Below are 19,466 nucleotides of genomic sequence, written 5' to 3' on the forward strand. Positions count from 1 at the left end.
AACTTGCATAAAATAAGATGACAAAGATAGCATATAATGTTTGTGTGTTAACCGTAACCTATGGAAAGAGATGGGCTTTTTTAAAACAAATATTAGATCGTGTTTTGTCATTTAAAAACGTAGTGGATATCATTGTGGTTGACAATGCCGCTGATTATGACCTGAGAAGTAAAATAAATCAGCTGGGCGTCTCCACCATATCCCTTCTTCAACAGACAGAAAATATCGGCTCCGCTGGCGGGTATAAAGCTGGCTTAACCCATTTTGTTTCTCATTCGACAGCAGATTTCGTCTGGCTATTGGATGATGACAACCTACCGGATGAAGACGCTTTGGAACACTTAATGCGTGCCTGGCCCACTATTCCGCTGGCTGAAGACCAAAAGGCCTTATGTAGTTTGCGAACAGATCGCAAAAATCATATACGGATTGCAAAGGGAGCCGATCCGTATCAGTATTATTTAGTGCCTGATAATTTCATGGGCTTCCATCTGTTCCGGATTTTAAGCAACCAGTATCGCAAGTGGGACGAAAAGAAAAATCACCAGCAAGCAGCGCCATTGCGTGCAGCTAAGCTTCCCTATGTACCTTATGGCGGACTATACCTGCATAAAAGCTTGCTGCAGTTAATTGGCTATCCGGACGAACAGTTATTTGTTTATGTGGACGATTCGGAATACACTTACCGGATAACCGACCATGGAGGCGAAATCTGGCTGATTCCGGCCAGCAAGATCAAAGACGTGGATACTTCACAAGGAATTCACTATAAACGTCGCTTCTGGCGGTCGGCCATATTGGATTTATGGAATTTCCGCACTTTTTACCAAGTAAGAAATCGCCTTTACTTTTATTCGCGCCATGCTATAAAAAATAGATTTATTTTTGCCATTAATAAATGGTTATATATGACGGGGCATTACTTTATCAGTATACTTACTGGAAAAGGGACCGCCTACAAGGAATTCAAAAAAGCAGTTGCAGACGGACTGGCGGGACGGCTCGGTAAAAAAGAAGACCTTATCAATTGATGACAGTATGCAAAATCCAGCACCCATTGCTTTATTCGTTTATAATCGACCGGAACATATGCGTCGAACGCTGAAGTATCTTCAAGATAATTTGTTAGCGGCAGATAGCCGCTTATTTATTTTCTCGGATGCGGCAGCGCATACGGCGGACGAAGAAAAGGTAAACCAGGTCCGCGCCCTCGCTAAGCAAACTGCCGGCTTTAAATCGGTCCGATTGATTGAACGAGAAGAAAACATGGGTTTAGCGCAATCCATTATACAAGGCGTTACGCAACTCGTAAACGAATACGGAAAGGTAATCGTGTTTGAAGACGATCTTTTGAGTTCTCCCCATGCCCTCACCTATTTTAATGAGGCCTTGCAACGATACGAACAGGCGGAAAAGGTCATGCAGGTTGCGGCCTATATGTTTCCGTTAACAGGAAGGGACACCTTACCGGAAACCTTTTTCCTCCGCTCCATCAGCAGTTGGGGCTGGGCGACCTGGGCGCGTGCGTGGAAACATTTCGAAGCGGATATCGATAAGCTGTATGCACAGTTCGACGTGGAAAAAATCCATTGTTTTACGGTGGATGGTACCATGAAAAACTACTGGAAACAGTTGCTCGACTTTAAAAATGGTAAAAACGATTCGTGGGCTATCCGGTGGCATGCATCAGTTTTTCTGCAAGCAGGACTGGTATTATATCCTGCAAAATCGTTGATTGAAAACATCGGCCATGATGGCAGCGGTGTCCATTCCATTATAGAAGACAGCTATCGGGTGCATCCCTCCAGAACGCCGGTCTCGACCTTTCCCGATACCATACAAGAAGATCCAAGAGCCTTAGCGGCTGTGAAAGACTTCTATAGACACCGGAAAGGCACTTGGATCAAGCGGGGGCGGAAATTTATTACCAACCAATGGTTCAAACTAAAAAAAAGGCTTGCTAAATGAAGATTGCCGTCGTTATTCCTTTGTATAAGGAACTTGCAGAGCCAGACGAAAAATATGCCTTCTGGCAATGTGCAGAAGTGTTAGCGGCCTATCCTATTATCTTGGCGGCGCCGCAATCGCTCAACACGACCTACTACGAACACCTTACCGATAAAAAGTTGGTCATACAGCGATTCGACGATTCATTTTTTAAAAGCGTAACGGGCTATAGCAGGTTACTCACGGGTAAGCATTTTTACGAAGCGTTCAGCACATACGATTATATTTTAATTTACCAGCTGGATGCCTGGGTATTTCGCGATGATCTGTTGACTTGGGCTCAAAAAGGATACGATTATATCGGCGCGCCTTGGTTGGAGGCTCCGCCGATCAGCGCCGGCAAAAAGCCTATTATCAACCTGTCCAAACGTTTAGTCAACCGCGTAGGAAATGGCGGTTTATCACTGCGCAAAATTAAGAGCCATATAAAATGGAGCCCATGGGCCAGTGTTGTGTTTAAGCTTCTCCCAAAAAACGAAGACATGATCTGGACCTTGTTTGTTCCCTTTAAAAAGCCGCGTGCAGCCGAGGCGCTGCTTTTTGCGTTTGAACGGAATCCCCGACAATCGTATGCCATCACAAACGGCCGACTACCCTTCGGTTGCCATGCATGGCAAAAGTATCAGCCCGACTTTTGGCGACCATTCATTAAAAAATAAGGATTCATGGCTTCAGCAGACACCAGCAATTTTTTACCGACATTAAGCGTCATAACGGTTGTTTACAACAATGTGCGGGATATCGAACGGACAATCCGCTCAGTACTGGCGCAAAACTACCCAAACATAGAGTATATCGTAATAGATGGCGGCTCAACCGATGGAACCTTAAAAATCGTGGATCAATACAAAACACGTATTTCAAAAGTAGTTAGTGAACGAGATAAGGGGATTTATGATGCGATGAATAAAGGAATCCGTTTGGCTACGGGCGACTACCTTTTATTCATGAACTCGGGAGACGAAATTTACGCGCCTGATACGGTAAGCAATGTTTTCTCCTCCCAAGCTTTGGCCGATATTTATTATGGCGAAACGGAAATGATCAATGAACAAGGGGAAAGCCTGGGCCGAAGACGCCATAAGACCCCGCAACATTTTACCTGGAAAAGCTTTAAATATGGCATGTCCATTAGTCATCAGGCCATTTACATTAAGAAATCGCTTGTAGAACCTTACAACGAAACCTATCAGTTAAGTGCTGATATCGACTGGATTTTAACCGCAGCAAAAAAAGCCAAAACGATTGTAAACACCCATCAATATGTAGCAAAATATCTGGTAGGTGGATTGTCCAAGAAAAGACACTGGCAAAGCTTGAAAGAACGCTTTCGCATTTTTACCAAACACTATGGTCTTCTTCCAAACCTCTTTAACCACGGAGTTGTCGCTTTCAATTTGCTATGGTATTATCTGCTCCATGGTAAAACCAACGATTAAAAGAAATGGAGGGGCGGTGACTCTCTAAACCTTGCTCCCTTCCTTTCGCTCTTTCCAGATAGCTAAGCCTAAGCCCAGTACAAGGATTATCGATGCGATCAGTGAGATATTTTCACCCATATAGTAAGATTGCGGCTCAAATTTAAACTCCACCTTATGATTGCCGCCCGGCAGTTGGGCCGCGCGAAGCACATAATCAGCTCTCAAGATCGGTATCTCTTGTCCGTCTACAAAAGCTTTCCACCCTTTATCATACCAAATCTCAGAAAATACAGCCATTACGTCGTTAGGCGCGGTGTACTCATAAACTAAATGGTCCGGACGATAGTCTGTCAGCTCAATACTTGCGTTTCTTGGTGACCCCAATCGCTTTTCATCGATTTTGTCTTTAAATTCCTGATGAATAAAGGCCTCTTTCTTCGGATCGAAGCTATCGATGGCATTCATCTCTTCCTCGTTGCTTTTAACGAAAGTCACACGATCAACAAACCAAGCATTACCGGCTGCTTTATCTCGCCGTTGAATGCTTTGTGAAGTCCCCTCCCGATTATTAGTGATGAGGTAACGCGTGTTCAACATGTCGAGTACATCCTCGTTAATGGATTTGGAGAACTGCCTTTCCAACAGCTCTTGATAGCGCATGAGCTTAGCGGCATGGTATCCGCCGATGTTTTTGTGGAAATACGAAGGAGTTGCGTTATTGAAAGGGTCAACCGTTAAGTCTAGCACCCGATATTCTTTATCCTTATCCATGAGGATCAAGTTATCCACTTCACGGGGCTTAAAGAAAGACTGCTCTAAACGTTCTTTTTCTACAAAGCTATCCTTGTTGAGGTACCTGCGGTCGACCCCCCAAAGATCGATTAAAATGATAATTCCTACAACGACAATTGCCGTTTTCGCCGTCAGCTTGCCTTTTGCCAGCAACCAAACGGTACCGGCCGTTAACAGGATGAATAGCAATGAACGGAAGGCATCACTTCGCGCTAGATCCGTCCGATCTTCGATCAAGGCGCGTCCCAAAGATTGCGCAAACCCATTGTCCTGCATCTGTTGGGAAATCGATTGGATAAGCTGTTGGTGATTGCTTGCCTGAAAGCTAAAGAACAAGTCGGGCAATACCCATACCAACAAGGAAATGCCGCCAACGATCGCCAAAGAATAGATTATCTTTTTATCCAATTTTTCGATCGCTTTTCCTTTGCGGATGATTTCGTCGATAGCGATAATAGCTAATATTGGAACGAGGAAAGAAGCGACCACTAAGGTAGACTCAACCGCCCTGAATTTATTGTACAAGGGGAAGTAATCGAAAAACAAGTCGGAAACAAAAGAGAAGTGCCGGCCCCAGGATAGCACAATGCTCAATAAGGTTGCCGACAAGATCCACCATTTGATTCGGCTTTGTACGACAAATAGGCCCAAAACAAACAGGAATATCACCGCCGCCCCAAAGTACCAAGGTCCGGAAGTCATGGGCTTATCGCCCCAATACACGAGCCCGGCCGTTTGATCGGCACTAAACCCCCTGCTCCCTAGCAATTTGACGGTGTTAGAGTTTTCGTCGAAATTACTTTGCGTAGCGCCACCATAAACGTTGGGAATTAAAAAGGTAATACTTTCTCCAACCCCTTGACTCCATTGGTAAGCATATTCCTTGCTCACTCCTTGTTGCGCGGAGCCTTTTGTTTCGGAGGTAATATTGGATTTACCCCGGATCGATTCTTTTGAATATTCGTAGGTGGTCCATAACAATCCGGCATTAACGCCTAAAGCTATGACACCTGCAATTGCCATAAAGCCAATCGACTTAAGAAAAGCCGGCGCTTTTTTCGCCTTTATAGCATGATACAGCTCGATACCTACCAAGATCAGTAAGGCTATAAAAAGATAATAGGTTACCTGGATATGGTTAAAGCGTATCTCTAAGGCGAGCGATAATGCCAAGATAGATCCTCCCAAGAGATTTTTACCGCGGAAGCAAAGCAGCATACCCGCCACTACCGGAGCGAATAAGGCAATGGCATAGGCCTTATTGGCATGGCCCGCTTCGATATAAATAAAATTGTAGGACGTAAAGGCGAAAGCGACGGCTCCCACCGCAGCCAGCCAGGGCCTCACGCCAAGCACATTCAATAACAAATAGGCCCCTAGCAAATACAACAGCACCACATCCACGGGATATGGAAGCGCTCCTTTTAGGCCAGCCATGATGTGTGTTCCGATATTTTTAGGATAAGACACCCATATCTGATAGGAAGGCATGCCTCCGAACATCGAATTTGTCCAAAGAGGACCTTTACCATCCTTTTCGCGGAAGTCCATGATTTCTTTCTGCATGGCTTGCGCTTGGGTGACATCGCTTTGGACAAGCACCTTACCCTGCCAAGCGGGCGCAAAATAGATAAAACAGATAGCGATAAAGATGCCTATAATGGCAAGATGGGTAGCATTTCGGTTGAACCAATTCTTCATTCTTTTGTATTCTTTGAGCGAAGGTTCAAACCTATTACAAAAAAATGATATTTCGAACTTTTAAGGGCTCGAAATATCATTTTTTATCAATTTATTATCTATAACTTTGAGGCTTGCGGATCTTTGCGCTGAGCTTCGTTCGCCACTTCCTCACGCAGTTTCTCTTCGGACGGGCTAAAATTTGTTAACGCTCCTTTCAAGAGCGCGTCTTTCCTTGCACCGGGATGCCCTTGTCGAAACGGTCTCAGTTTAATTGATGGCCTAGAAAGTAGCTTAAGTTTATTTAATCTCTTCGAACTCGACAAACTCTCCGACTCCCCCATTTGTAGTGGAAGGTTTGTTTTTTGTCGTTTTGGGCGGCACATAATCGATACGTACTTTACCGTCAGGTTTCGGAGCATTCTCCTGTGCATAAGATCCGGTCTGCCTCTCGTATTGTTTTTGGGCTTCGCGTTGCATTTTTCCAACAAACATGGCCATTAAATATGGAAATAATACAGTTACCAGTATGCGAAGCACCCATAAAATCAAAATAGTAACTAATAATATTTTTAATAACCCCATTAATATCAATCTTAAATTAGAACAGTATAGCTTAATTGCGCCACCGAATACGGCAACCCACTCCTAACAAACTTACGCAATTATTAAGTAAATAGTATTGTTATCCGTTTCTAAATATGGTTATTGACAATAAATTTACGATTCTTTAGCCTTTAAGATAGCGCGCGTCAGGTCGTTAGGATGTTGCGTTCCGATGACATATACCAAGCCATCTCTATCGGTAAGCCAAACAGCCGACTTTCCGCCGGCATAAAAGCGAATTTTACCTTTTTGGTGCAGGTTATATACCGGGCTATTGATGAGATACGAACTATAGAGTCCGTTTTCCACTTTAACAATGCTGTTCAAGTCGATCTTTACCAGTCTGGCGGTCCACAGTCCCTGTAAGATAACGCTTTTATTTTTTACCGTAATACGGTAATGCAGCATATACATCATGATGATGGATACAATTAAGATAATGCAACCAACTAGCAAGAATAGCTGCTGGCTTCGTTCGCGCTCGGTACTTACATAATAAGCAGCAAAGCAGAACAGTGCCATTACCAAACGTACACTCACCCAACCTCGGTCGCGACCGAGGTATTGATTCTCAACAAACAAAGGTTTAGCTTCTTCCATATTATATGCACTCTAAAATAGCAACTTTTTTCGTTTTGTCGGTAATTTTATACCGATCGTCCATCCGGTAAGGTATTACCCAAATGATATCGCCATTTCCGTTGACCAATAACGGGATCTCGCTTTTGTTGAAGCGCGGTATCTTTAAGGATATAAAATAGTCGCTCAACTTCTTTTTTCCGCTCATCCCCAAGGGCTTGAACCAATCACCCTCTTGCCAAGACCGTACCAAAAGCGGAAAGATCAATTTATCGGCATCTACAGCGGCTTTTCCAAACTCGTTGACTTTATCGAGGTTTTCTGCAAATTGCATACGCAACTGATATCCTTTGTAGGTAACCTCTTGATCAAAGGTAAAAAGCTGGTTTAGCGGATCTGCCGGTTCACTTGTTTTGAGGATCAAGTTCGTCCGGTCGACCAACAATTTGTGGCTCGCCGAATGAAATTGCTTTCCAACGCGATTATCATTATTCCAGATTGAAATCAAATCATCAAGAACCTCGGGAAGAAATTGGTAGGGTTTAAACAGTTCGTACATCAGGGTGCGCAAGGGCCGCAGCTCTTGAAGCGCTTTTAACTCGATCTGATAAGTCTTGGATGCGGTTTCAATAAATAGTTTCCTCCTTAATTGATCGCTATAATTCTTCAGCAAGGTTTCCAGTTCTTCAAACCGCTTACTGTTTTCCTGAAACGTTTTTTCGAGCGAGGGGTTGATTTCTTTCAATCGGGGCACCACCTCCAACCGAATTTTATTCCGCAAATAGTCAATAGAAAGGTTAGATTCATCTTCCCGATAGGCTAAATTTCTTTCCGACACAGCTGCGGTAACTTCCGCGCGCGTCAGGAATAATAAGGGCCGGATAAGCGCTCCCCTTTTGGGTAAAATACCATGTAAGCCAGCAATGCCGGTGCCTCTTGTGAGGTTCAGCAGTACAGTTTCCAAGGAGTCATTCTGATGATGGGCAACCGCGACGTATTGGTAGTTTTCGGTTGTCCGGAGCTGCTCGAACCATGCGTACCGCAAGGCCCTCGCCGCCATTTCGGTGGAAATACCCTTCTCTTTTGCATAAGCTGCTGTATCAAAATGCTTACTATATAAAGGTACGTTTAACTCAGCGGCTAAGGCTGTAACCAACCTTTCATCGTCATCGGCGTTTTCGCCTCTTAATCCGAAATTGCAGTGGGCAATCCCGAAAGCTAGTCCGGCTTTTGCGAATAAATAAGTCATAAGTACCGAATCCCTGCCACCACTAACGGCCAGCAGTACGCGGTCTTTCCGGTTAAACAGCCTGTTCTCCTCACTGAATTTTAAAAAACGCTCCAAAAGGTCCATGGGTCAAAGGTATAAAAATTGTTCGTTGTAGAGCGCCCATTGATTATAACGTGAGTTCCCTTTGGATTGGCTCGCATAGCGAGCACCTTTGTTAAAATTTCTTAAAACATTCCTTCCCGATGTTTATTTAGGTAACTTTGCATGGTGAAAAAATGTATTGTACTGTTAACCTGGTTATGCTGCATACTGCCTTTTTATGTTCAAGCACAAAAGGAAGTCCGATTAATCAGTTCACGTGATTATGAGGCACGAAAGGAATGGGGCGTTAACAGATTTTACAAACCGGTCTTTTTGCACGAAGGCAGCACTTTATCGGCTGATAGTTCCGACTACAATCCGGAGGAACGCTTTTTTGATGCCTTTGGCAACGTGGTTATCACACAGCCAAATGGCACGGTGGTATATGCTGATAAGTTACATTACATTAAAGATGACCGAATTGCGATATTGACCAATAACGTTAGAATGGTAGATCCCAAAGGCGCTGTTTTAACAACAAATCACCTCACGTATAACCTCAATTCGAAAATAGGCACCTACACCGACGGCGGCCGAATCGTGAACGAAAAAGATACTTTGAACAGCAAGACGGGCTATTATTTTGAGAACAGCTCAGACGCTTATTTTAGGCATGACGTAGTAGTCCGCACTTCGCAATCTAATATTTTTACCGATACGCTACGCTATAATTCGCTATCAAAAATGGCCTATTTTTATGGGCCTACGAATATAAAGGGTAAAAATGGCGGTAATCTTTATACAGAAAATGGAGACTACCATACCGAGAGCGACCGCGCACGTTTCGGGAAAAACAATTTGTATACCGAGGGCAGTAAGTTCTTACGGGGCGATAGCCTTTATTACGATGGTAAGCTCGGTTATGGAAGGGCCATAAAAAACGTCGTCTTTATCGACACGGCACAGCAGGGAATTTTGTATGGGCAGCGAGGGATCTACTTAAAAAAGGATGAAAGCATCACGATGACCGAAAGGGCCTATATGATTATGGTGGTAAACAACGATTCAACGGCTAGGGACAGTGGGCGAGACAGCCTCGCTACAGATAGCTTAGCGGAGCTGCAACTGGCTGCGCAAGATTCGATAAGCCGTGACACGGCAGCGGAGACACCAGCTACCAAAAAGACCGATTCGGTTTATATGGCCGCCGACACCCTGTATTCGCAGGTTATTTTTCTGAGGGATTACAAACCGATTGAACTTAATTTACGTCGAGATGGCGGCGATTTAGATGCAGAAGAGGAAGAAGACTTTACGGAAGGATCTTTGGATAGCCTGTCTTCAGAAGACTTCGATGCAACAGCTGCTGACTCCACCCTTTTGAACGGTCCGGACAGTCTTGATCTGGCGCAGTCATCCGCATTTACCGACAGTTTGGCGCGCGTCTCTACGCCAGGTGGAGCCCCACCGGGCGTCGATTTATCCGCTGATTCCCTGATGCGGATGGCCGGTAAAGACAGTCTTAACAAAACATCGCCGCTGACCGAGCTTAATGAAGACAGCCTCCAAAGAGCGGTTGCCCAAAGCACCAAACTTCGTGAGGATTCCGTCATGAAAAGTGAACGGCAACTGATCAGTAAGGAGCTCGCCGCCGACAGCCTATTAATTGATTCCATGGGCAGCCCGCCTAAAGTTGGCGAGGCCGATAGTTCGCTGTTACTGGCGAAAAATTCAGCCTTGAATGCCGCTCCGAGAGATTCAAGTACGCTAGATACTGCACGGACACGTATTGTGAAGGCCTTCCATCATATGCGCATTTTCAAATCGGACCTGCAGGCCAGGGCCGATTCGGCCTACTATGGCTACCCAGATTCGATTATTAGGTGTTATGGGAATCCAATGATCTGGGCCCAGGGATCCCAGCTGTCGGGTGATACCATTTATATGCAGCTTAAAAACCAGAAGCTCGATAATATGCTGCTAAAGGCCAACGCTTTCATTGTAAGTACCCAGTTGGACTCTGTTAAATTCAATCAAGTCAAAGGTCGTAAAATTACCGGCTTCTTCCGTAATAACAAACTAGATCTTATGTATGTCGATGGAAATGCGGAAAGCATTTACTATACCCAAGAAAGTAATAAGATCAACGGTATGACCAAAAGTATAGGAGCCCGTATAAAAATAATATTCAGCGACAATGAGGTTGCTGAAATACTTAATATCCGAAAAACCGAAACGAGCTATACGCCGGTTGCTGCATTTGATGCCGATAAAGAAATACTTCCCGGCTTTATTTGGAAGCCAAAAGACAGGCCTAAAAGCAAGGAAGAAATTATCAATCCCATTGCTGCCATACCGGAACCCGTAACAGATACAACCGCTGTGACGGCAAGCGACAGCTTACAGCGGGATACCACTCAATCTAGCGCGCTGCCGAAGCAACCATTGAAGGAAAAACAAGAAGATTCCGATAGCGCTGAAGATCAAGACAAGAAGAAAGCGCCTGAAGGGAAAGAAAACGGCATCACCGCCGAAGAACAAAAACAGCTGCCCGACAGTCTGGTCAAAAAAGGAACCCCTCCTATTAGCAACTGACGGGCCACTTGCATTGCAAATAAATAAAATGCATCTTTGTTGCCTTACATAAATAGCTTTGCCAGGAACCAACTATTTAACCGACGAATTGTCTTGGCAAAAAATATTACACATAAAAAACATATGAAAACAAAGAACATTTGGTTTTTAGTCTTATTCTTACTTTCCTTTACCGGCGTAAGGGCAGACGAGGGCATGTGGTTTCTTATGCATATCGACCGATTGAACCACCGGGATATGCAAAAGATGGGTTTACAGTTAAGCTCTGAAGAAATTTACAGCATTAATCATTCGAGCTTAAAAGATGCCATCGTCCAATTTGGAGGAGGCTGTACCGCTGAGATTGTCTCAAAAGACGGTTTAGTGCTGACCAACCATCACTGCGGCTACGGCGCCATCGCTGAGCTTTCTACACCTGAGCACGACTATTTAACCAATGGCTTTTGGGCCGGAAGTAAGCCGGAAGAGCTGAAGCCGAAGTCGCTTTCCGTCCGCTTTTTTGTTCGTATGGACGACGTTTCGAAACGCATCTTAGCTAAGGTAAACGACCAGATGGACGAGCAGGAAAGACAACGGGTCATTAACCAGGAAATAGCGCTCATTGAACAAGAGAACAATGAAGGAGGAAAATATGTGGTGTCCGTCAAATCGTTCTACAATGGTAACGAGTATTATTACTTCGTATATCAAGATTATAATGATGTTCGGCTCGTGGGCACACCACCGAATAGTATCGGGAAATTTGGCGGTGATACCGACAATTGGGAATGGCCCCGCCACACGGGAGACTTTTCATTATTTCGCGTTTACGCCGATCGCGAGGGGAATCCAGCCGAATACAGTCAAAGCAATGTTCCGTTAAAGCCAAAATACCATTTGCCAATCAGTCTGAAAGGTTTTCAAGACAACGATTTTGCCATGATTTTAGGCTATCCCGGCCGCACCAATCGGTGGATGCCTGCCTCCGGCATTGATCAGAACGTCAACTTTGCCTATCCCGCTTGGGTTGAGGCTTCCAAAGTTGGTATGGATAACATGAAAAAACACATGGACCAAAACCAACAAGTGAAGCTCGAGTATGCCTCTAAATATGCGCAGGTGGCCAATTATTGGAAAAATAGACAAGGCATGATCGATGCCCTGAGCAAGCACCAAACAGCGACGACCAAACGTGCCGAAGAAGCAAAATTTAATCTTTGGGCGAACAAGAAAGGCAACAAGGATCGGTTTGGCCAGGTCATCACAAACATTAACCGCTATTACGAGCTGACCAACGAACAAAGTCGCCACGACAACTATATGATGGGTATGTTACGCTCCAGTACTTTTTCCTCTTTACCTTATGTATTGGGCAGGGCCTTATTGATTTACGCCAACAGCAACGATGCTAAACGAGCAGAACTCAAATCGCCTTTGAGCGAAGAGATAGCCAACCAATATGAGAAGTTGTATTTGCCTTTGGAACAGGATGTTTTGGCCGCTGAACTAAATTTATATGCGGCGAAGGCAAAGGCCGGCGGATTGGCGCCACGTGTCGACTCACTTGCTCAGGTAAACGGTGGTGAGTTTGACTCCTACGTGAAGAAAGCATTTGAAACGAGTATCTTTTCGTCGCCGGAAAAGCTGCTAGCGTTTTTAACCAACGCCAACGCGGCATTGATAGAACAAGATCCGCTTTTCCTTCTTTCATCAGATTTAATGAACCGCTATCGCTATACGGATGAAGAACAAAAGAAAGAGGAGGAGAATTTTCAACGCGCTTTCAGACTGATGGTTGAGGGCATGCGCAAAGCCAATCCGAAAAAGGTATATTATCCGGATGCCAATAGCACCTTGCGTTTGACTTACGGTAAGATTACTGCACTTCCTGCCGATCCACGGAATGATGCAAAAGAGAACTACTATACAACGCTTAAAGGAACGGTTGCGAAATATAAGCCCAATGATGAGGAGTTCGACCTTCCTCAGAAACTGATCGACCTTTACGAAGCCAAAGATTTTGGCCGATATGCGGATAAAGCGGGCTATCTGCCAGTCAATTTCCTGACCAACAACGACATTACCGGGGGCAACTCGGGATCACCTGTTATTAATGGAACAGGCGAATTGATCGGAATTGCTTTCGATGGAAATATAGAAGCAATGGCAGGTGACGTAATTTTTGACCATCAGCTTCAACGAACCATTGCAGTCGACATCCGATATGTCCTGTTTATTATGGATAAATTTGCCGGTGCGAAGCATTTAGTAGATGAGATGACTATTGTAGAAAAATAGAAATAAACAGGTATTTAATAATAGGCTATCTTTTGGTTACAGAAGATAGCCTATTATTTTTTCGACATTCTCAGCAACGAAATCTGTTCCGTCCAACCAATGGATGTGTATACCATCTTTCTCCATCTTTCTGAAGTAGGTCATCTGTCGCTTTGCAAAGCGATGGATCTCTGTATTTAATTTAGTAAATAACTGCTGTCTATCCATTTCTCCTAAGAGAAATGCGGTTACATACTTATACTCGAGGCCGTAAAATTTAAGCTTATCAGCCGAAACGCCGGCATCCATCAGCCTTTTCACTTCATCGATTAATCCCGCAGCTAAGCGTTTTTCCAAGCGCTGCGTAATACGTGCACGCCGATCGTCCAATGATAATTGGATACCGAAAACCAGCGCGGCGGGCTTTTGCGGCTGCTTGACGACGGCCTGTGGATTATCTTTCAGCCAGCTGGCGATTTCAATGGCTCTGATTAGCCGTTTTTTAGTACTGATATCTGCTTTAAAGGTGGTGGGCTGAGGCATGGATAAAAAAAGCTTTTCGAGCTCCTCCATATCCTTTTCCAATAGGTGGAAACGTAGGCTATCATTGCGTGGAATAGCGGTAAACATATAATGCTGTAATACCGATTGTATATACAATCCGGTTCCGCCACACAGAATCGGTATTTTACCTTGCGCCTGTATCTTCAACAAAGCTTCTTGAAAATCATCCTGAAAATGAGCAACGTGGTAGTCGGCCCCCGCATCGCGAATATCGATGAGGTAATAATCAACTCCCTCGTATTCGGCCAAATCCTTACCCGTACCGATATCCATTCCCCTGAATACCTGCCGTGAATCGGCACTGATGATAGCGCCATTTATTTTTTTAGCAAGGGCAACGGCCAGGGAGGTCTTTCCCGAAGCCGTTGGTCCTAAAATGCATATTAAACCACGAATTTGGTCCATTTTTCGTTACTAGCACTACTGGCTACTACATTATCGATAAAAGCCATTCCTCTTACGCCATCTTCCACGGTAGGGAAATCAAGCATTTCAGGAGTTGGCGTTTCCCCGTTTAATTTAGCAGACACCGTTAACACGAAGTTTCGGTAGATGTTTCCAAAGGCTTCCAACAAGCCTTCGGGATGTCCGGAAGGAATTCTGGTATTGTGTTTAGCCGCATTACTTAAGTAAGCATTTCCTGTGCGGTAGATCTGCTTAGGTTGATCCAGCAGGTTAACATAAAGGCTATTGGGCTCCTCCTGTATCCATTCCAGTCCGCCATGCTCACCGTATACCCTTATGCGAACCGCATTTTCATCACCCGCTGCGATTTGTGAAGCAATTAAAACGCCGTTCGCGCCGTTATCAAAGCGTAGCAGCACGTTGCCGTCATCGTCTAACAGTCGCCCTTCCACCAAGGTATTCAGATCAGCGCAAATATCCGTAATCTTCAGTCCGGTAATGTATTCTGCCAAATGGGCTGCATGCGTACCGATATCGCCCATGGCACCACTTTTTCCCGAACGTTTTGGGTCTGTCCGCCATGCGGCCTGTGCATTCCCTTCGCGCTCGCTGAGGCGGCTTAACCACCCCTGCGGGTATTCAACAATTACCTTTCGAATCTTGCCAAGTTTGTTGTCTTTCACTAAAGCTTTCGCCTCTTTAACCATCGGATAACCGCTGTACGTATGCGTAAGCGCTAAGGTCAGCCCCGTACTTTCCACCAGGTCTCTCAATTGCTTAGCCTCTTCCAAGGTGAAGGTCATTGGCTTTTCGAGCACTACGTTGAAGCCATTTTCCAAAGCTAAACGGGCGGGATCAAAGTGGACAAAGTTAGGCGTAACGATCGTCACAAAATCCATTCGTATGTCTTCCGGCAACTGGCTTTCTTTTTCTATCATTTCCTGATAGCTACCATAAACCCGGCTTGGATCAATAAACAAGGCCGCACCGGACTCTTTTGAAACCTCTGGATTTACGCTGAAAGCGCCGCAGACTAATTCAACCAAACCGTCCATTCGGGCGGCAATACGATGTACTGAGCCAATAAACGCATCAATACCACCGCCTACCATGCCCATACGAAGTTTTCTTTTCATTGCTATTTGTTTTAATTAATTGGTGTTGACCTATAAGTATCGGCCTAAAATAAAAAAAAGATCTTATAACACCTGACGCATTTTTATACTGCCCAGATTTTCCACATGATGAGCGGAAGCGCCCTTATCAACCGGTAAATCGAAACGTTTATCTTGATAGCGTTTTTTTTCAATGGCATGCACCAAGAAGCATTGTGGCGGCGATATTCCTTCGGATTGAAAGCCAAGCTTTTCATAATTCTCGCCGGAAGACCAGTCTTTATCGACATAAGTCATGATGTCACCGGGTGTGAATTCCCGCGCGAAACCCTTTAACAATTTGCTCAGGCCGCCTACCACTAAATAGCCGGAACGATTACAAAATCGCAATAATTCAAAAGAACGGTAATCGGAAGCTGTGGCACGCATCTTGCGTCCGCCACTGAACACCGCAACCGCCGTTAAAGTACCTTCGTGCCATAGGCCATAGCGGTATTTCCCCGGAAGCGGCACTTGTAAATGATGCTCTTCCTGAAACCGTAACGCTTCTTCTTTATTGATTCGGGTTAATACCGTATCGCGTGCATATACCCGCTTTGCCAAACCCAAAGCCGCGCGAAGTCTCGCCATTATCACTTTGTTTTTGCTTAAGAAGAGATCTTCGTCTAAGTGTATTTGACGAATACCGGCCAACGGTTCTTCTCGGTGTTTCACATCAAAATGGAGACTGCTGTAAAATTTAATAACCAAGGCCATGGAAGCAACAGCGATGTGTGTGAGGGCTGCGGATCGTTCGACCAAAGAAACTTGGATACCGAACTCCTCTTTCAGCTGTTTTATTAATTTATCGACGCTTTTATGTTCAGCTTCCATATTGCAAACATACTAAACTTGTGTCTTTTCACTTTTTTTATCGGAAAAGCATTTGCTCTATCCGAAGGATCCATTTCAATATATCTATTTCTAAATATTGTATATAAAAGTTAATTTACCTAAGTTCGATAAATATCACAAAAAGCAAACTTTATGTATATACCAAAGCATTTCCCTTCTTTCCTTATCATCTTTCTGATTGCTTTAAATGCTTGTGCGCAGAGCAAACATCAAGAAAATATACAGCAGGAGCTGGCTGAGAAGAACCTAAGTTTATCGCAAACAGTTGTTTTGAACAACGAGGCAGGCTTGATTCCGATCAACGGGCTTGGGAACTACAAAATTGCGAGCATCGACCTCGGCTTTGACCACGCCGATGACTTTAATGCCATGTTAGCTCGCTATGCGGCTGTTGATACCTACCACAGCGATGGCAACTTAGCGGCATTAAAGGTATTGAGCGAACAGCTTAAGTTTCATAACCTGCTGATCGTCCAACTTGCAAAGGACGTTGCCGCTAGCCAGCCGGTGCTTGATTTTATCAAAAATGAAATAGCTAGCAAAAAAGTAATTCTCTGTGGGTTTGGTTCCCCTCAAAAGCTGGCGTTACTAGATGAATTGACCGCTCCGATTGTCTGGTCGACCGACACGACGCTTGCTGCGGCGCAGAACAGCGCCGCCGGTGTCTTTGGAGGAATTGCCCTTTCGGGTAAACTGACCACTAATATTTCGCCTCGTTTCCCTGCAGGAAGCGGATTTACAACTATTAAAACGCGCCTGGCCTATGATTTTCCCGAATCGGTTGGTATAAAGAGCAGTAATTTAACGGACCCGATTGGTGAAGTTGTAAGAGAAGCCATCGCTGAAAAGGCAACGCCCGGCGCCGTGGTAATGATTGTAAAAAATGGGACGGTCATTTTTGAGCAAGCCTATGGCTTCCACACCTATGAAAACAAACGCCCGACACAGACTTCCGATATTTTTGACATGGCTTCTATTAGCAAAATCACAGCGACCACCCCGGCTGTCATGCGCCTCTATGAAGAGAAAAAAATTGACCTCAATGAAACCATCGGCCATTATCTTTTCCAAGCGCGGCAAACGAATAAAAGCAACATCAAGCTCAGCGACGTTATGCTCCATCAGGCAGGCTTTATTCCATTCATTCCTTTTTATAAAAACTTAAAACCTGGCGATGTAAGCAAGGACTCGTCGGCCACCCATAATGTAAAGTTGGCCGATGGCCGTTTCCTGCGTAGCAATTACTATCAGCAGGTCATGTGGCCAGAGATGCTCGCCTCCAAAGTAGAAACACCGGGTCAGTATATTTACAGTGATATCAGCATGTACGTCATGAAAGAAGTAGTAGAACAACAAGCTTCTCAGCCCATTGAATCCTATGTTCAAGAGCAGTTCTATCAACCCTTAGGCATGTTGAAAACAGGATATAACCCGCGTAAGCGCTTCGCCAAAGAAGATATTGTCCCTACGGAAAATGACATCGATTTCAGGGATACCCTTTTGCAGGGTTATGTACATGATCAGGGAGCTGCTATGGCCAATGGCGTGGCGGGACATGCGGGAATATTCAGTACAGCGAACGATTTAGCAATTTACGCACAAATGCTGTTAAATAAAGGCACCTATGGCGGGGAAATCTATTTCGCTCCGAGCACCGTAACGCAGTTTACAAGCAAGCAATCGGCCGTCAGCCGCAGAGGCTTTGGTTTTGACCGAAAGGACCCCGATGCGAAAAAAGCCTATCCTTCAGCTTTAGCTTCGCTCTCCACTTATGGGCATACCGGCTATACGGGCACTTGCATTTGGATGGACCCCGAACATCAGTTAACGTATATTTTCTTATCCAACCGCGTGCATCCGAAAGTTACCACTAAATTATTTGATCTTAATATCCGATCGCGCATTCAAGACGCCATTTACGAAGCAATCGCTAAAGGGCTGGAATAATACTTGACATAGGCTTAACAAATACTATAAAAAATAACGTTTAATTTGCATCCATATTTGACAAAAAAATCAGACAATTGAGTGCGACATCATTACCTGCATCCATTGTTTATGATCAATAGCTAAAATTTAGTACACATCGAATGAAGATAGGTATTGTATGTTACCCAACATTTGGCGGTAGTGGCGTGGTGGCTACCGAATTGGGCAAAGGCCTTGCTGCTAACGGCCATCAGGTACATTTTATTACCTATAGCCAACCGGCGCGGCTGGACTTCTTTTCAGCGAATTTATTTTACCATGAGGTGAGTATATCGAAATACCCGCTATTTGATTTCCCTCCCTATGAACTGGCTTTAGCCAGTAAGCTGGTAGATGTGGTTCGTTTTGAAAAACTGGATCTTTTACACGTACATTATGCCATCCCGCATGCATCGGCCGCGTTTATGGCAAAGCAGATTCTGGAGAGTTATGGCATTCGCATTCCCGTTGTTACGACGCTTCATGGAACCGATATCACCTTGGTGGGAAAAGATCCGACGTACAATCCGGTGGTTACATTCTCCATCAACCAGTCGGACGGCGTAACGGCAGTATCAACGAATTTGAAAGAAGACACGTTAAGCCATTTTGAAGTAATCAAAGACATTCGCGTAATTCCTAACTTTATAGACTTGACACGCTTTCGTCTAAAACCCAGGGAGCATTTCAAGAAAGCAATCGCCCCGGGAGACGAACGTATTTTGGTCCACACGTCTAACTTTAGACGAGTAAAGCGGACATCGGACGTTATAAAAGTATTTCAAAAGATACAAGAAAAAATCAAATGCAAGCTCTTAATGGTGGGCGATGGCCCCGATCGGGTAAACGCAGAGCAATTATGTAGGGATTTAGGCGTTTGCAACGATGTACGTTTTCTGGGAAAACAAGATGCGATTGAAGAGATTCTCTCCGTTGCAGATCTTTTTATGATGCCTTCTGAATCGGAAAGCTTTGGCTTAGCAGCCTTGGAAGCGATGGCCTGCAGCGTACCGGTTATCTCATCCAATGCAGGCGGCTTACCGGAGTTAAATATCGATGGTAAAACCGGGTTCTTGGATGACGTGGGCGCTATCGACAGCATGGCTGCACATGCCGTTTATATACTGGAAGATGACGAGCGGCTAGCCGCCTTTAAATCGGCCGCCCTGGCACGCGCGAAAGAGTTCGATCTGGGCTTGATCTTGCCCATCTACGAGCAATATTATCAGGAGGTGATTTCGCTAGTAAACGAAAAGGTCTTATAGAGTCGGC

Annotated in this window: 15 protein-coding genes; 8 read left to right on the forward strand and 7 right to left on the reverse strand. The window is 44.7% G+C overall.

The features are described 5' to 3' along the window. The first annotated feature begins 17 nt into the window (after nt 1-17). From EPX21_RS09590 to EPX21_RS09605, 4 genes are read left to right on the forward strand one after another with little or no spacing between them, the layout of a single operon-like run. The gene (locus tag EPX21_RS09590; RefSeq protein WP_134089471.1) at nt 18-1,031 is read left to right on the forward strand and encodes a glycosyltransferase; all 1,014 of its coding nucleotides are present in this window, start codon (nt 18-20) and stop codon (nt 1,029-1,031) included. Between the two features lie 7 nt (nt 1,032-1,038). Beyond that, the gene (locus EPX21_RS09595; RefSeq protein WP_134089472.1) at nt 1,039-1,968 is read left to right on the forward strand and encodes a glycosyltransferase; all 930 of its coding nucleotides are present in this window, start codon (nt 1,039-1,041) and stop codon (nt 1,966-1,968) included. Next, the gene (locus tag EPX21_RS09600; protein WP_134089473.1) at nt 1,965-2,666 is read left to right on the forward strand and encodes a DUF5672 family protein; all 702 of its coding nucleotides are present in this window, start codon (nt 1,965-1,967) and stop codon (nt 2,664-2,666) included. Before EPX21_RS09595 ends, EPX21_RS09600 begins: the two co-directional genes overlap by 4 nt. A gap of 6 nt (nt 2,667-2,672) precedes the next feature. Further along, complete coding sequence (locus EPX21_RS09605) at nt 2,673-3,446, forward strand: glycosyltransferase family 2 protein (protein ID WP_134089474.1); 774 nt, start codon at nt 2,673-2,675, stop codon at nt 3,444-3,446. Between the two features lie 24 nt (nt 3,447-3,470). On the opposite strand, the gene EPX21_RS09610 is transcribed toward EPX21_RS09605, so the two are convergent. The 4 genes from EPX21_RS09610 to tilS form a co-directional block, all read right to left on the reverse strand. Further along, nucleotides 3,471-5,921 carry a YfhO family protein gene (locus EPX21_RS09610; protein ID WP_134089475.1) on the reverse strand — a complete coding sequence of 817 codons (2,451 nt, stop codon included), beginning with the start codon at nt 5,919-5,921 and terminating at the stop codon, nt 3,471-3,473. A 279-nt stretch (nt 5,922-6,200) separates the two neighbouring features. Next, complete coding sequence (locus tag EPX21_RS09615) at nt 6,201-6,485, reverse strand: DUF4834 family protein (RefSeq protein ID WP_134089476.1); 285 nt, start codon at nt 6,483-6,485, stop codon at nt 6,201-6,203. A 135-nt stretch (nt 6,486-6,620) separates the two neighbouring features. Beyond that, a complete protein-coding gene (locus tag EPX21_RS09620; protein WP_134089477.1) occupies nt 6,621-7,106 on the reverse strand; it encodes a hypothetical protein in 486 nt (161 codons plus the stop codon). 1 nt (nt 7,107) lies between these two features. Further along, on the reverse strand, nt 7,108-8,439 hold the full coding sequence (gene tilS, locus EPX21_RS09625) for a tRNA lysidine(34) synthetase TilS (protein WP_134089478.1): 1,332 nt from the start codon (nt 8,437-8,439) through the stop codon (nt 7,108-7,110). A 141-nt stretch (nt 8,440-8,580) separates the two neighbouring features. On the opposite strand from tilS, the gene EPX21_RS09630 reads away from it, so the two are divergent. Further along, a complete protein-coding gene (locus EPX21_RS09630) occupies nt 8,581-10,992 on the forward strand; it encodes an OstA-like protein (protein ID WP_134089479.1) in 2,412 nt (803 codons plus the stop codon). A gap of 123 nt (nt 10,993-11,115) precedes the next feature. After that, on the forward strand, nt 11,116-13,269 hold the full coding sequence (locus EPX21_RS09635) for a S46 family peptidase (protein WP_134089480.1): 2,154 nt from the start codon (nt 11,116-11,118) through the stop codon (nt 13,267-13,269). Between the two features lie 36 nt (nt 13,270-13,305). On the opposite strand, the gene miaA is transcribed toward EPX21_RS09635, so the two are convergent. The 3 genes from miaA to EPX21_RS09650 all read right to left on the reverse strand — a co-directional run bounded on the left by miaA (nt 13,306) and on the right by EPX21_RS09650 (nt 16,205). Then, nucleotides 13,306-14,217 carry a tRNA (adenosine(37)-N6)-dimethylallyltransferase MiaA gene (gene miaA / locus EPX21_RS09640; protein WP_134089481.1) on the reverse strand — a complete coding sequence of 304 codons (912 nt, stop codon included), beginning with the start codon at nt 14,215-14,217 and terminating at the stop codon, nt 13,306-13,308. Next, the gene (locus EPX21_RS09645) at nt 14,196-15,353 is read right to left on the reverse strand and encodes a Gfo/Idh/MocA family protein (RefSeq protein ID WP_134089483.1); all 1,158 of its coding nucleotides are present in this window, start codon (nt 15,351-15,353) and stop codon (nt 14,196-14,198) included. Before EPX21_RS09645 ends, miaA begins: the two co-directional genes overlap by 22 nt. A gap of 63 nt (nt 15,354-15,416) precedes the next feature. Beyond that, the gene (locus EPX21_RS09650) at nt 15,417-16,205 is read right to left on the reverse strand and encodes a hypothetical protein (RefSeq protein WP_134089485.1); all 789 of its coding nucleotides are present in this window, start codon (nt 16,203-16,205) and stop codon (nt 15,417-15,419) included. 153 nt (nt 16,206-16,358) lie between these two features. Here EPX21_RS09650 and EPX21_RS09655 point away from each other — a divergent pair, with 153 nt between their 5' ends. Further along, entirely contained in the window at nt 16,359-18,173 is a 1,815-nt protein-coding gene (locus EPX21_RS09655) for a serine hydrolase (RefSeq protein WP_134089487.1), read from the forward strand. A 143-nt stretch (nt 18,174-18,316) separates the two neighbouring features. Then, nucleotides 18,317-19,459 (forward strand): N-acetyl-alpha-D-glucosaminyl L-malate synthase BshA, encoded by a 1,143-nt coding sequence (gene bshA, locus EPX21_RS09660; RefSeq protein ID WP_134089489.1) that lies wholly within the window; start codon nt 18,317-18,319, stop codon nt 19,457-19,459. The last annotated feature ends 7 nt before the right edge of the window (nt 19,460-19,466 follow it).

This window comes from Olivibacter sp. XZL3, assembly GCF_004368405.1.
Classification (GTDB): Bacteria; Bacteroidota; Bacteroidia; order Sphingobacteriales; family Sphingobacteriaceae; genus Olivibacter.

Excerpts from the sequence above, each read along its gene's own strand:
- EPX21_RS09590 (WP_134089471.1), top strand. The coding sequence starts at position 18 with ATGACAAAGATAGCATATAATGTTTGTGTGTTAACCGTAACCTATGGA.
- EPX21_RS09595 (WP_134089472.1), top strand. The coding sequence starts at position 1,039 with ATGCAAAATCCAGCACCCATTGCTTTATTCGTTTATAATCGACCGGAA.
- EPX21_RS09600 (WP_134089473.1), top strand. The coding sequence starts at position 1,965 with ATGAAGATTGCCGTCGTTATTCCTTTGTATAAGGAACTTGCAGAGCCA.
- EPX21_RS09605 (WP_134089474.1), top strand. The coding sequence starts at position 2,673 with ATGGCTTCAGCAGACACCAGCAATTTTTTACCGACATTAAGCGTCATA.
- EPX21_RS09610 (WP_134089475.1), bottom strand. The coding sequence starts at position 5,921 with ATGAAGAATTGGTTCAACCGAAATGCTACCCATCTTGCCATTATAGGC.
- EPX21_RS09615 (WP_134089476.1), bottom strand. The coding sequence starts at position 6,485 with ATGGGGTTATTAAAAATATTATTAGTTACTATTTTGATTTTATGGGTG.
- EPX21_RS09620 (WP_134089477.1), bottom strand. The coding sequence starts at position 7,106 with ATGGAAGAAGCTAAACCTTTGTTTGTTGAGAATCAATACCTCGGTCGC.
- tilS (WP_134089478.1), bottom strand. The coding sequence starts at position 8,439 with ATGGACCTTTTGGAGCGTTTTTTAAAATTCAGTGAGGAGAACAGGCTG.
- EPX21_RS09630 (WP_134089479.1), top strand. The coding sequence starts at position 8,581 with ATGGTGAAAAAATGTATTGTACTGTTAACCTGGTTATGCTGCATACTG.
- EPX21_RS09635 (WP_134089480.1), top strand. The coding sequence starts at position 11,116 with ATGAAAACAAAGAACATTTGGTTTTTAGTCTTATTCTTACTTTCCTTT.
- miaA (WP_134089481.1), bottom strand. The coding sequence starts at position 14,217 with ATGGACCAAATTCGTGGTTTAATATGCATTTTAGGACCAACGGCTTCG.
- EPX21_RS09645 (WP_134089483.1), bottom strand. The coding sequence starts at position 15,353 with ATGAAAAGAAAACTTCGTATGGGCATGGTAGGCGGTGGTATTGATGCG.
- EPX21_RS09650 (WP_134089485.1), bottom strand. The coding sequence starts at position 16,205 with ATGGAAGCTGAACATAAAAGCGTCGATAAATTAATAAAACAGCTGAAA.
- EPX21_RS09655 (WP_134089487.1), top strand. The coding sequence starts at position 16,359 with ATGTATATACCAAAGCATTTCCCTTCTTTCCTTATCATCTTTCTGATT.
- bshA (WP_134089489.1), top strand. The coding sequence starts at position 18,317 with ATGAAGATAGGTATTGTATGTTACCCAACATTTGGCGGTAGTGGCGTG.